This window comes from Bacteroides sp. 11BF, assembly GCF_019633765.1.
Classification (GTDB): Bacteria; Bacteroidota; Bacteroidia; order Bacteroidales; family Bacteroidaceae; genus Bacteroides; species Bacteroides hominis.
Map to the genome: position 1 here is coordinate 218,162 of NZ_JAFKPJ010000004.1, position 14,250 is coordinate 232,411.

12 protein-coding genes are annotated in these 14,250 nt (G+C 53.9%); all 12 read left to right on the top strand.

What is annotated here, in order from left to right; all coding sequences use genetic code 11:
* The first annotated feature begins 21 nt into the window (after positions 1–21).
* Positions 22–1,167, top strand: a complete 1,146-nt coding sequence (locus JZY04_RS05815) for a DUF3575 domain-containing protein (RefSeq protein ID WP_122141744.1) — start codon at positions 22–24, stop codon at positions 1,165–1,167.
* Positions 1,168–1,202: 35 nt separating this feature from the next.
* On the top strand, positions 1,203–2,159 hold the full coding sequence (locus tag JZY04_RS05820; RefSeq protein WP_122141743.1) for a fimbrillin family protein: 957 nt from the start codon (positions 1,203–1,205) through the stop codon (positions 2,157–2,159).
* Positions 2,160–2,190: 31 nt separating this feature from the next.
* Positions 2,191–3,207, top strand: coding sequence for a hypothetical protein (locus JZY04_RS05825; protein ID WP_122141742.1), 1,017 nt, complete (start codon positions 2,191–2,193; stop codon positions 3,205–3,207).
* Positions 3,208–3,333: 126 nt separating this feature from the next.
* Positions 3,334–4,191, top strand: a complete 858-nt coding sequence (locus JZY04_RS05830; RefSeq protein WP_250707161.1) for a fimbrillin family protein — start codon at positions 3,334–3,336, stop codon at positions 4,189–4,191.
* 129 nt (positions 4,192–4,320) lie between these two features.
* Complete coding sequence (locus JZY04_RS05835; RefSeq protein WP_122141740.1) at positions 4,321–5,463, top strand: fimbrillin family protein; 1,143 nt, start codon at positions 4,321–4,323, stop codon at positions 5,461–5,463.
* 132 nt (positions 5,464–5,595) lie between these two features.
* Positions 5,596–6,660: a fimbrillin family protein gene (locus tag JZY04_RS05840; RefSeq protein WP_122141739.1), complete on the top strand. Its 1,065-nt coding sequence runs from the start codon at positions 5,596–5,598 to the stop codon at positions 6,658–6,660.
* 14 nt (positions 6,661–6,674) lie between these two features.
* A complete protein-coding gene (locus JZY04_RS05845; RefSeq protein WP_250737503.1) occupies positions 6,675–7,577 on the top strand; it encodes a fimbrillin family protein in 903 nt (300 codons plus the stop codon).
* Between the two features lie 67 nt (positions 7,578–7,644).
* On the top strand, positions 7,645–8,460 hold the full coding sequence (locus tag JZY04_RS05850) for a fimbrillin family protein (RefSeq protein ID WP_122141737.1): 816 nt from the start codon (positions 7,645–7,647) through the stop codon (positions 8,458–8,460).
* A 13-nt stretch (positions 8,461–8,473) separates the two neighbouring features.
* A complete protein-coding gene (locus JZY04_RS05855) occupies positions 8,474–9,490 on the top strand; it encodes a fimbrillin family protein (protein WP_250707163.1) in 1,017 nt (338 codons plus the stop codon).
* 116 nt (positions 9,491–9,606) lie between these two features.
* Positions 9,607–10,629, top strand: coding sequence for a fimbrillin family protein (locus tag JZY04_RS05860; protein WP_122141836.1), 1,023 nt, complete (start codon positions 9,607–9,609; stop codon positions 10,627–10,629).
* Positions 10,630–10,637: 8 nt separating this feature from the next.
* Entirely contained in the window at positions 10,638–11,741 is a 1,104-nt protein-coding gene (locus JZY04_RS05865) for a DUF4906 domain-containing protein (protein WP_122141835.1), read from the top strand.
* A 33-nt stretch (positions 11,742–11,774) separates the two neighbouring features.
* Positions 11,775–14,243, top strand: coding sequence for a DUF4906 domain-containing protein (locus JZY04_RS05870; RefSeq protein ID WP_250707167.1), 2,469 nt, complete (start codon positions 11,775–11,777; stop codon positions 14,241–14,243).
* Positions 14,244–14,250: the final 7 nt, after the last annotated feature.

A 14,250-nucleotide genomic window follows, 5' to 3' on the forward strand; every position in this document is an offset into this window, starting at 1 on the left:
GATTTTTAGAGATTGTCTGCCATGAACCGGATTCTACTTCTGCTCCTATATGTCCTTCTGCTTTCCGCCCCTGCCTTGGGACAAGAGGGCGGCGCTTGCTCTGCCCGGCGGTGCGATTCGCTGCATACATTCCGTTTTGTACAGGGGCGTGATGTGCTGTATGCCGACTATCGTGGCAACGACCACGAACTGAAACGGCTTTTTGCGGCAGTCACCGCTTTCCGTTCCTCCATCGCGGATGGAAAGATGCGTATCTACGTAGACGGTTACTGTACGTCGGGGAGCAGTGTGCGCGATAATCTCTGGCTGGGTTATGTACGCAGCAGCCGTGTGAAATCCGAACTTATCACCCGCAAGGGGATGAAAGAAGCCTGGTTTGTGACACACAACCATGCCGTGCCGTGTCCCGACGAGGAGCGCGATGTGGTGGTGGTATGCCTGCGCGAACCGTTGGCGGCCGATACCCTGAGCCGTTCCCGCTATGCCGGGTATACCTCCCGTTATCCGCTTTTGCCCGCACGGGCTCCTTCGTTGCCGGAAGGCGGAACGTGCCCGGCACCCGCTCTTCACGAACAGTCCCGCCTGCTCGCGGCGGAGCACACATACCCTGCGCAGGTCGGGCCCTCGCAGGTCATCTTCTCCCTGAAAACCAATCTGTCCGACTGGGCAGGTCTGACACCGGAGGGCCGTTTGGCGGCTTTCCGTCCCAATCTGGCTGCCGAACTGTGCTTTGCCCGTCGTTGGTCAGTGATGGCCTCGGCGGCATATTCCGGTTGGAAAGGGGGGAAGGAGCACCGTTTCTGGGGTGTTTCGGGCGTTAGCCTCGAACCCCGCCTGTGGCTTAGGGGAGACGGGCGTTACCGCCGGTTCTATCTGGGAGTTTACGGGCAACTGGGCGACTTCGACTATCAGCCTTCACCTTCGGGAGATGCGGGCGCTACAGGAGCCAGCCGCACAGGACGCTACTGGCATACCGGACTTTCTTTCGGTGTCTATCTGCCCCTATCACGCCATTGGGGGATAGAAGCCGGGATACGTGGAGGCTATCGCAATGCCTCGGCGAAGGCCTACGACAACGAGCCGCCCCATGCATACTATCATCACGGTGCCTCGTCCGTCCGTTGGGGGCTGACGGGGATCAACGTGGGCGTGGGGTATAGGTTTTAATAATAGTGGTGAACTAAAACAAGAAGATTGGGAATATGATATTCAAGCCGAAATATATGATAAAAGCGGTCGCTCTTATTGGCTTCTGCTTCTGCTCCTGCACCGAGCGCACCCTTGAGCCGCGTCCCGAGGTAGAGCCTGTCCCCATCCGGCTTTACACAGGCATCCGCACCCGTGCGTTGGTCAGCGTCTTTGGCGAAACTTCCGTGGGCATTGCCTATGGAAGCCGCACGGGAGAGTACAACGGTGCCTGGGACGGGGTGGCTACGGACAACGAGATCCGCCTCACCCCCGAACGCTATTATCCCGCTGACGGTTCGGCACTCTTTCTGAGGGGATATTATCCCCCGGCTCCCCTGGCGGTGGATGGCAGCCTGACTTACCGGCTCACGGGCGAAGAAGACCTGATGCTGACCGGGGAACAGTCCGGTTCGCTGTCGTCACTTTTCGGTCCGGCGGAAGAACAATCGCTGATGTATCGCCATCTGCTGACCCGACTCAGTTTTGCCCTCACCATCGAGGCGGAAGACACCGAAGGGCTTCGCGTCCGTGAGCTCCACCTCAATGGCCTGGCGGGCGAGGTCAGCCTTTCGCTTGCTACGGAACTGCTTACCGCTGCGGATGAAACGGTTTCGGTGCCCATCTATACCGTTGAGGAAGGAGGGGACGGATTAGGGTTTACCGATGGCAAACTTTCTCTTCCGGGCTATGTGTTGGTGCAACCTTCGGCTACGTTCACCCTCGACCTGACGCTGGCCGTGGACGATGACCGTACACACGACCGGGTCTACCGGGAACTTCCCATCCGTTTCGAAGGAGGCGGGACGGGCGAGGGAGGCATCTCTTATACGGTGAAGGTGGAGTTACCCTCACCTTCCGCACCCGATCCTGTAGAGATAAGCGCCGTGGCCACAGTAGGAGAGTGGCAGGCGGGGAAACCGGGAAGCGGCGAACTGGATGGAGGCAAGGTAAACGGTGAATCCTTAAAATAACAACTATATTATTAACTATAAACTTAAAAAAATGATGAAAACGAAATTAAGTGTAGCGGCCATGGCATTCCTATTGGCGGGCTGCTCAAGCAATGACACGGACAGTCTGCCCGAGGGTCCGGTGAACGCAACCCCTATCCGGGTGTCGCAGAGCGTACAGGGTCTGGCCACCAGCCGTGCTGTGGCTGCCGAAGGAGCCGAGGTGACAGCTACCGTGCTGATGCACGACGGAACATCGGGAGATTGGACGGAGTTTACTCCGGTCACCAAGAACGATGTTGCCGATGACGGAACGCTGAATGCACGTGCCACTGTGTCGAACACCACTTTCACGGTAGGCGGCAGTTCTGCCGCCACTTTAGGGCTGAATCCCACTCTTTACCATCATGCGACAAGTGCGGAGACCAATTCTTTCCTGGCGGCAGTCTCTCCCGCAGGCGAGGTGAGTGCGACTACAGTAAAGATCCTTCAGACAGACGGACAGCAGGACGTGATGTATGCGAAGGAAGTAGAGGCCGGCAACAGCGGGGCCTCGCAAACAGCCGCTCTGGTTTTTGATCACCTCACCACTCAGCTTAATTTTGCGATGAAACTGGAACCGATTGCCGAGAGCAAAGGAGAGTGGGCAGGTAAAACGGTCAGCCTGAAAAGCATTGAGGTGCAGGAGGCTTATCGTCCTACCATGGTGAACGCCACCAATGGCGATGTGACGTGGGACAATATCAATGGTGGTACTCTTCCTGTCCCGGGCATTTCTAACAATGTGCTGTCGGCGGAAGCCGTGAAAGTGGGTACACCGGTCATGATCCGTCCTGCGGCTAAACTGACGGTTTGCGCCATTATCAATGTAGGCGGCACAGATATTCCTTTCCACAATGTGCCCGTTAAGGCTGCGAGCGGAGATGATCTGGCTACAGTGAAAGGCGAAGCCCACCTGATCACCTTGACAGTGAAAGAGCCGAAGGGTGCGAATGCTACCAAAGTGACGGCTACCGCTACCGTGACTCCATGGAAGGCCGGTGCTGACGGCAGCGCGACATTAGAATAAATTTCCCTGTAGCCCATGTTGACGAAACACTCTTTTACACAGATAAGCCTCTTCGCCCTGCTGGGCGCATGGGTTTCCGGCTGTACGGCCGCCGGCGACTCTCTCTTGATGGAAGAGAGGGTCACCGTGCAGCTCTGCGCCCGGGACGGAGCGCTGTCGAGGGCTGCCGCTACCGGCAATCTGCCGGAACAGGAGTTCGAAACTACGGTGGCACTTTCTACTGTGAAGGGTGACTACGGTTCTTTATCGGAGGCATACGAAGGCGCTTGGGACGCCACGGTCCGGACTGACGGTGCTATGGAGTGGAAAGCGGTGGCGGAAGCCGAGCCTGTATTCCCCCCTTCGGGCGACTGGCTCTACCTGACCGCTTTCGCTCCGGCGGCCGTTCCGGTAAGCGGCGTGGCGTCTTTCGTGCTTACGGGACAGACCGACCTGCTTTATGCCGCCGAGCTTCGTGGCAACAAGTGGGAAGGTGAGCGCTTTGCCGGCAACCGCTTGAAGGCGGACCGTCCGCTGGAGTTCAACCATCTGCTCACACAGCTCTGCTTCAAAGCCTGCAAGGGCCTGACGGACGGAGTGGCTGTAAGCATCCGTCGGATTACGGTGAACGGGGCGCTGCCTTGCGCGGACTTGACGTTGGCTACGGGAGTGCCGGTGTTCAGCGCTACGGAGGAACATCCCGCCGGACTCTCACTGAGCCTTGCCGAACCGGGAACCGAGGTGACCGGTACCGCTCCCGTGGAAATAGGAACGATACAGGTGCCCCCTTTACATGCGGGCGGCACCTATACACTGACTGTAGAAACCTCCATAGGCACGTTCAGCGGTTTAACGGTGAACTACGTCGCCGGAGAGAATCTGTTGCAGGCAGGTATGTCTCACACCGTGACGCTGACCATCAGTGACCATGAATTAGGAATCACCTCCGTGACCGCGCAACCGTGGACTACGGTGACGGTGGACGGTGACCTGGAGGCGGAATAATTTCACCACAGAGTAATTTCACCACAGAGTACGCAGAGTACACAGAGGGGATTTATTCAAGAGGTATTAGATAGAAAGACTAAAAAAAACTCTGTGTCCTCCGTGGTGAACTCAAAAGAAAAACGAAACATGATGAACCATAATATGAAAATTCATTGGCTGCTTGCTCTTCCGGCAATGCTTCTTGCCGTAGGGTGCGGTGAGAGCGCATTGCCCGAAGAAGGGCCGGACGAAGAGGAAAGAGTAGAATTGCAGGTGTCGCCGCAGGTGGCACTGACACGCAGCGCGATACAAGGCGTAGATGCGTCTGCGGACGGAACTGCGATGGGAAGCATCGCGGTATACGCAAGCAACGCGACGACCAACAATGCGACGAATAATTACGGGCTCTATACCTATGCTGGCAGCAGTTGGAGTAATAGCGGTACGGATAAGATTTATCTCTCGGCAGAAGAGGCGAACATCTATGCGCATTATCCGGCCTATAAACCGGGAACAGGCGGGGTGCTTGCGACAACCGGTACCGCTTTGAAGGTGAACGGAAGCGGGCAGGTGACTGCTAATTCTACCGTGAATATCTCTGTATTTCCGGGGACAGAATCTGCTGCGATTGATGCTTCAACAGATAATAGCGGTAGCAGTACAGCGCTTCTTACAGCTTCGGGAGAAGTGGACTATATGTATGCCGACCAAACAAGTACTCCGAAAGCCAGCTATAAAAAAGGCGTATCCGGTAAAGAGGGAACGGTCACTCTCTCCATGAAGCATGCCCTTGCCATGGTCAGCTTCCGGGTATACGCGGATCATACTTATAAGAATACCGGTGCGTTAACCAAGTTGGTGCTTGCTAACAAAAGCGGCACTATACTAAATAATGGCGGTACCAATCCTACAATGAAGATTTCGGACGGTACGATAACCTCGGGAAGCAGCCCTGCGGCAGCGACCTATACACGAGGTATCTCGAATTATACTTTGCAGAAAGCCTCGGTTGACACTGACGCTGCCAGAACCGCAGCCCAGAACGCTTCGAAAAAAGTAAGTATCTTGGTACTTCCCGAATCGACGCAGGACAAAACGAATGTAGAGGTCACCCTCAAGATTGACGGTCAGGATTATGCGGTCAGTCTCGGTAATGCTACGACGAATGCCTGGAAAGCCGGCGAGAATTACCTCTACACCGTCAAGCTCAGCGGTAAAGAACTTTCTATCACCACCGTGACCGTAACCAAGTGGGATGCAAAAGACGGAGGTTCTTTAGAAATACAATAGGTAATAGTTATGAAATACATTCACCACAGAGGACGGAACGATCAATAATGAACGATCAGCGATCAATGATCGATGAACAGTTGAGAACATTAAAACTCTGTGTCCTCTGTGGTGAATTAAACCAAATAATAGATGCCCCATCCATTTACCTTTTTACTCCTTTGGAGCGTAGCCCTGTTTTTCGGTGCTTGTTCCGGCGAAGACTCTTCCGCCACCGACGGAGACCGCGTCCCCTTGCGTCCCGGTATCCATGCCGGTGCTACCCTTGTCTCCAGCCGTACCCTTGTCAATGGCATCGGTACGGGTGCAGACCGGATCAATAGCATCGGCATCTACCTCGCAGCTCCGGACGGTAGTCTCTATCCCGGCAGCAGTGCCGCGGGAGCTACCTTTACCCAAGGTTCCGGCAACAGTTGGAGCAGCACCCCGCCTACCTATGTCAGTCTCCTGACGGCAAGGCTCCATGCCTGGTCGCCTGCCACCGTGACGTTGACGGGCGGTAGTGGAACCACTCTGCCCACACTTCCGGTAAGCCTGCCTGAGGGGCAGACCTTTGACGGAGCCAATGACTACGGTTGTTCCGTCCATGACTATCTGTATGGTTCCGCCACTTCCACTCAGGGATCGGCTGAGCCCATCACTGCCAACAGCCAAAGTGCCACTCCTGCCATTTACTTGCAACATGCGTTGGCACAACTGGTGTTTCGCATCCGGAATGCGGACAGCCGCCCTTCGGATTCACAATATGATTATGTAAAATCCATCCGCCTGACCGCCGAGGGAGGCGCTACACCCTTTCTTGCGGGCACTTCGGGTGCGATGGCTTTATCGGATGGGGCGTTGTCCGGATTGTCCGCAAGCGGTGAGCTAACCTTCACCCCTTCGGCAAACCCGCAGCAGGTAGGAACCACCGGAGCTGTTACCGTGGCCTATGGGCTGGTGTCGCCGAAAACGGCGGCGGCATCGTCTGTACAGGTCACTTTGACTTTGCGGCTGGGCGAAGCCGGTTTGGGTAACACCGCCACCGAACGTGAACTGACCCTTACGACCGATGCCTTCAACCAGGCATGGGATCGGGGAAACCAATACATATATACGTTGACGCTGGACAAGCGGGGACTGACCTTGAAGGATGCCGCCATTCTGCCTTGGAATGTTGAGCCTTCGGTAAACCAGGATATGAATCCGATAGGATGATAATTTTTTAAATAATGTGTATGAAAGCAATTCAATTCTATATCGTGTGTCTGCTGCCGGTGTTGGCCGGATGTGCCGACGACACGGCGTTGCCCTCCGTACCGGAGGGAACTCCGCTGACGGTGACCGCCGAAATCGGTGTGCCGGATGCGGCGCAGACGGTGGCGCCCACCCGTGCCGTTGCCGCCGACAATGGTTACGACCGCAGCGCTTTCGTTACTGCCGACCGCATCCGTATTACCCGCACGCGCGGCGGAAGTTCGTCCGCTCCGGTGGATTATACGCTTTCCGCCACAGGAGAGTGGGCCCCTTCGGCAGCGGGCTCGGAATTGCTTTTTGAGTCGGGAGCTACCTATCAGGCTATGTATCCCGCCGATTACTCCGGCATTTATGCCGATCAACGAAACAAAACGGGAGGTGTGGATGGTGAGAACTACCGCAACAGTAACTTGCTCCGTACCAGTGCCGGGGTGACTTCCGGTGCAACCGGGGTGCTCTCCTTCACGGGAGACGAGAATGCCTTTGTGCACCGCAACACCAAGTTGACCTTGACATTTGAGGGTAAGAATGCGTTGACACAACCCTTCGCGTATATGACCGTGCAAGGCCAGGGGCTTTATAGCGGCGGAACCGCTGATGAAGATATCTACCTGTATCGTCCGGACGAGACGAAATACACCTGGCACGGCATCCTGTCACCGCTGACAGCCGAATCACCTACGGAGCAGCAGCAGCGGGTCACCGTCACGGTGACCGACTACAACGGAGTGAGCTATACCGCCAGCCTGACTTGCGAGCGGAAGGCGGGCAGCCATTACAGCTACACCCTTACGTTGCAAAACAACATCCTGATGCCCGTAGGAGAAGAGATCAAAGGATGGGAGAACGGAGAGTCGCATACGGGAAGTCTCACGTAACGATGAATTATGAACGATAACCTCTGTGTGACCTTGTGTCACTCTGTGGTAAATTAAATGATGAACAATGAACGGTAAGAGAACGAATTGGATAGGAGGAGTATGGATTGCGCTGGCTCTGGCGGCGTGCGCCCAAGGGGATCCGTTGCCTGTTCCGTTGGAAGTATCGGCGGAAATAGGACAAGGAGTGACCCGTGCCGGGGACACGCACGCGGCTGACTATGACAAACGGACGTTCGCCACCGGCGACCGGATAAAAATATCGAAATCCGGTGGTGCTGCCGAAAGTGCACTCTATCAGCGCAAAGCGGAGAGCAGCTGGGGACTGGCCGAAGGACAGACAGCGCTGACCACTACCGGATCAGAGTCCTTTGCGGCTTCCTTTCCGGAGGAATTCAGCAGTATCCTTGCCGATCAAAGCACGCCAACCAATTTCTGGAAAAGCAACCGGTTGACGGCAGCAGGAGTATTGAACGGAAATAAATGCAGCTTTACCTTTGCGCCGGCAGCGGCGAAGGTGACTGTGGTGGTGACTTATCAGTCGTCGCAGACACCTGATAACGCCTCTTTGTCCGGGACGGGGATTCGTACCGATGCCGGTGCCTCGGAAACCATAACCCCGTATTGCGCCTCGGGAAGCACGACGACTTCCGTCCGCCATACCTATGTGGCGATAGTCTGTCCCGGCTTGCGGCAGTTCACCATCAAGCTGAAAACGACGACGGAACAGGAAAAGACTTATACCGACACGTCGCCGTTTACGCTACAGGCGGGATATAACTACCAATATAACTTCACCACCACCAACGAACTGATTCTGACGGGTGTCACCGTGGCGCCTTTCAGCGATGTGACGGAAGAAAATGTGGGAAGCGCAACCTGAGAAAGGAAGAGAGATGAAACAGAAAGAATATAGACCGATGAAGAATAGGAAAGCCCATAAGGGCACGATGGGAGCCGTACTGCTACTCGCAGCCTTATTCACCTCGTGCGGGGCGGACGATCCGTTGCCTGCGGGCGGCCCTCTGCGGCTGACCGGGGTGGAAGTGGAAACCGGAGAGGGAAGTGCCGCCACCCGTGCGGCCGTCACCGCCGTCGAGGCGATCAGTGTATATGCCACTACTGAGGCTCACGTGGCTTATGGCAGCAATCCGTTTTCGGAGTATCGGCTGCAGAACAACTCCTGGAGCGCGGACCCTGCTCCGGTGATTACCGCCAATGCCCTTCTGTATGCCTGTCATCCTCCGGTGGCGGGAGTAACCCATCAGGCCGACGGCAACCACACTGTACCCGTATCGGTGATGACTACCGCCGGTGCAGCCGATTTTCTGGCGACGGATCAGCCGGACTATCTCTATGGAGTATCTCCCGCTTCGGGGCTGGCACCGGTCACGGCCACTTCGGGTGCCCGGGCGGTCAGCTTCAGGATGAAGCACGCTTTGGCAAAGGTCAGCTTCCGGATTGTGAAGTCGGCTTCGGCGAATAAAGATAAGCTGGAGTTGGTGCAGATAGAGATACAGAGCGGAACCAGCCGTTTGCAGTCGGGTACGGGTACAATGAACCTGAAGACCGGTGTCCTTAATGGCCTGTCGTCCACCTCCCTGTTGACGCTTGCCGATGCGGCAAGGCCGGTCGTGCTGAAAGAGCAGCAGGCTACACCGAATGTGAGTTGCCTGACAGCCCCGATGACGGGAAAGGAAACTGTGCTTTCGTTCCGCCTGAAGGTTCGCATCAATGGTGAGTCGGCAGAAAACGCCCATGCGTTTGAGACGAAATCGGTAAGTGCCGAATGGAAAGCCGGTTACCACTACGTCTATCAGATCACGGTGGACAAGATGGGGGGCAGCTTGAGTTCGGTGAAGATAGATGACTGGAAGAGTGACGCGAACCAGAATACGAGTATTGGAATTTAAGTTTCACCACAGATTACACGGATTAACACAGATTATTTACTCTTCAATATCAACCAGGATAAATTATTAATCCGTGAGAATTCTGTGTAATCTGTGGTGACAAAAATAGAACGATGATGAATAAGAGACTGAAATATTGGATAGGTTGTGGCCTTTGCTGCTTGGGGAGTCTTGGGCTGGCAGGGTGTTCGGGGGATGATATGCCCGGGGCGTCCGGTTCCGGCGGAGATGAAGGAGAGCCGGTGGCACTCAGTTTCCGGCTCTGCCGCTTGGTGGCAGGAGAGGCGTCGACGCGTGTGGACGGTGATCCGGCGGATATGGCGGACGGAAAGACATTCCAGGTTTACGCTTTTCCGGCCAATGCTTCCACAACAAAGACCCAACCGCTGGACGGTAAGACCTATACGGTGAAGAATGGAGTGGCCACGGGTGAACTCTATTTATATCGCGGGACGTACGATCTTTATCTGGTGTCGTATAACTCCTCGACCGAAGTACCGGAACTAAAGACGGACGGTACGATTCCGGTCGGGAACGGCAAAGACTTTATGTATACTACGCTGAAAGGAATCGTGGTACAACCCAACCAGATGGGAGAGAGCCACATGAGCGTGACGCTGCCCAATCCGTTTAAGAGAATGGGGGCACAGGTGCAGGTGTCGGTGGCTGGTAATACTAACTCTCCGGTCACTCCTACAAGTCTGGTGGTGAGATCGTTCCTGATGAATGGGCTTTGCGAATCGCTTAATTATACATTGGGCGGTTCGGCATGGAATGCCTATGGCGGGAGCTTTGGAGGGAATTATTCTTTCAGTGGCTTTACGAATAACGGAACCGGATATGATGTGAAGAAGAAGCGTGAAAGTTCTCCGGTAGTACTTCTGCCGGTAGACGGGACGGCAACCATTGATTTGGCGATAGAACTTGAAGTGGGGTACAGTGATAACGGTGAGGCAAAGGTGTGGAAAGATACCTATCCGGCAAGCATCCAGAAAGTATTGCTTCCGGGAATGACCTATCAGTTTGACTTTACGCTGACTTTCTATGGAATACTCAATCCGGGGGACTTGACTCTGGCGGTGCGGGATTATGAATCGACGATGACCATTAATTCCGATGGGCTTGGTAAAAACAAATGAACAGAAAGATGAAAAGTAGGAATAAAATCTATGGTGTGTTATTGGTAAGGATACTTGCCGTCTTGGTCCTGGCGGGATGGCTGTGCGGGTGCGAGGATACTTCCGCCATTCCGGAAGGCGGATTCTCTTTCCGGTTGCAACAGCCTCCGGCGCTGAGGGTGGATACTCGCGGAATATTGAATACAATACCAATAAACAATGTGTGGGTATTGCAGTATAAAAGCGATGACACCGGCAAACCATTGAAGACTTTCTATTTCTCGTCTGTGGGAGATGCTTTGGATAACGGGACGATCGAACTCAACACAGACGAGGCCGCCTTTAGCCGAATTACCAGCCGGTTCTACGTCATAGCCAATGTAGGAGATGCATTGAAAGATTTCAAGGGGAGCGAAGCCGACCTGATGGGGAAGACTGTTGAGCGCACTACCATTACTGACCAACCGTCGCTGCTCACTGCCGGTCCGCTTAACTATACTCCCAAAGCCGAGGAAGGGGAAACGGGTGCGATACCGATTATAGCTCCGTTGCAGCGTGCTTATGCTACCATTGAAATGTCGTGGACCAAAAAGGACTTTATGGGAAATAATATGACGATTAATTCAGTAGAGATAGCCAATGTTCCAAATGCGATGGCTTTATATGCTCGTGGAGGAGGAGGGCTGTCTGTAAAATATCCGGTGGATGCGGATATGATAAACAAGGACTTGCAATCAGTCGGTTCGGGTGCATTGGATGACAGTGGATCCCGTACGTTCTATATGGGCGAGAATCTGCGGGGAATGGGGACGGCTCCTTCTCTTGCCGACAAGAATCTGGATAAGTACGGGCCGGGTGATATAGAAGGGCATAGACTTGATAACTGTACGTATATCAGGTTGAATGGAAGTTACACGTATACGGGAGCGACGGATCCTATCGGGGTGAGTTATACTCTTTATTTGGGAGGCAACCTGATGACTGACTACAATATCCGCAGGGGCTATCTGTATAAGCTGACCGTCAACATCAGCGGAGCCAATAGTGCGGACGTAAGGGTGACCATCACAGATGGTAACGTGATCATGTTCGATGAAGTGGAAATCATCCCGAATGAAGTGAATTTTAGATAATACGAAGGAGGTAAGATGAAATACAGCAGTTGTATGAATAGGTTAGGATGTATGCTCACGGTAACGGCCCTGTTGATGGGGGTGACGTCTTGTGAGGAGCGGTTCAGTGAGTCTGTTCCGGCAGCCGGTGAAGGAAATCCGGTAGAAGTTTCTCTTTCTTTCGGTTTTGCCGACGAGGAGGATGGATACGCGCTTTCGGTGCCCGCCGATTCGCGTGCCGGAGAGGATGGAGAGGGCGGAGCGTTCAGCGCACGCCTGCTGCCTGCGGCGAAGACCCGGACCGGGGAAGTCACCCGTCCGGACGCGCTTTACCAGTTCCACCTGATGCAGTATGACCGGAGCGGCAATCTGATAGGGAGCGTGCAATATAAGGAGACGGTCCCTATCGGAGCGAATTTCTCTACCGTTCCCACTTCCCTCACCTTGCAGCAAGCCACGGATTGCCAGTTGGTGGTGATAGTCCGCGGGCAAGGGAATACGACACCTGCCATTAGCGGTAACCTTGCCAATGTGCAGAAACAGATGATGGATACTACACTCTTCAAACATACCATTCCGGCCGGCGGACTTACGCAAGCCGATATCAACAAAATGCCCTATATACTTCATCTGCCTCACGTCAACGTGACGGCCGACGGCAAACTTCAGAGTCCGGATGGCAACTATGATACCCGCTTGCTGCTCAAGCGGCTGGCTGCCAGGCTGAAAGTGACCTGGACGGTGGATGATAAAAAACTCACCCAAAAGGGGTATGTGCTGAAAGAGGTAAAACTCTGCCAGGTGCCGGCTGACTTCCGTCTGCTTCCTACGGAGACAGACACGGAGTGGGGAAAAACCTATCCGAGCGAATTGGTGGAGTATGTCGATTATTATCGCCTGACGAATGCCGCTGATCTGGCGGCGGGAGAGAAAACCGTATGGATACCCGCCAATGTGCGGGGTGCTTCGGCCAAGGCTACCTCTGCCTATTATCGTACGAAAGAGAATGCGCCTACCGCCGCTTCGTACATGGAGTTAGTGGTGGACAACGTAGAGAAGAAGGAGCGCCTCTACTACCGTGCTTATCTGGGCGGACGGGAGTCGGCAGACTTCAACCTTTACGAGAATAAGGATTATAACTGGGATGTGCATATCACATCGACTAATTATCAGGCCGACAGACGCATCCAACTGTTAGATCAGAGTCCGGTGCTAAGCACCAACCTGGTGGAGACCTCCAACTGCTTCATGATGAAGCCCGGTACGAATATCTGTTTTAATCCGTATAAGCACGAAGCGGGGATGAATGGTTATAATGTTCCGTTGAGTGGTTGGAATACACATCTGACGGATGGTGCGACGCTGGCCGATAACAAAAAAATAACGGATGTTAAGTTGATCTGGCAAACCAAGGATGATGCTACGTCGGGCGATTTGGTGATGGGGTATGCCATCAGTAGAGACGATCATTCAAATCTGGCGCGTATCACCGACGGAGGTGATCTGCAAAAAGCCCGTATCCACGTTAAAGTGCCGGTGAGCAAAGGGGGGAATGCCTTGATTGCTGCCTATTCCGGCAGTACGATTGTATGGAGCTGGCACCTTTGGATAACCGATTATGTGCCGCAGGGGATTACTTCCTCTGTCACTTATGCCCAGGCACAGCAGTTGACTCAGAACGGGAGTGTACATCAGTATGCTACTGATGCTTTCAAAGATGGAGGAGCGCATGTCGGGAAAGTGATTATGGACCGGAATCTGTGCGCGACTGCCGGAGGATTTCCCGGTGAGAATGCTTCATTGCTGGAATTTGCAAAGCGGATAGGCTATCTGTACTATTGGGGGCGCAAGGACCCGTTCTTGGGGTCGATAGACGGAACGGCGAATGAACTCAACGTTATTTATGACGGAGAAGGACGAGGGGTAAAACTGGGAAAGGTCGCTTATTCTAAGATTCCTTTAGTAGGTGGCAATACGTTGCAATATGTGATTGAGCATCCTGATAATATTATAACAGGTTCGGGCAGCGATCAGAACAATAGCAGGTGCTCTTGGTATAGTTTGAATGAAACTACTACGGAGTATCAGTATTTGTATAATAACTCTAAAACTCTTTATGACCCTTGTCCGGCAGGATGGAAGACTCCCTATCAAACAGTGTACAAGGGCTGGAACACGGGGCAGGGGTATTGGTTTAATGCGAATGGAGCGTTTGTGCAAAATGGTAGTGCACACGAGCGGGGTGGACGTCTGTATAATGTATCCGGTGGAAGTGGTGTGCCCTCTCCTCGTACGGAAGATAATGCGGCTTGGTTCCCGGTCACGGCATACCGGTCTTTTGCCAATGGAAATTTGATGTTTAATGGAGGTGCCGCCGGATACGAAGGAACGAATACGATAGCAAAGACTGGCAATAACTACCGGATATATTATACAAAAATAGCGGCAGGAGAATTGACTACTCCGGCTAATGGTTGGGGAGTTATCGGTGAGCCTTATCCGTTTCGATGTGTACAAGAATAATAATGAT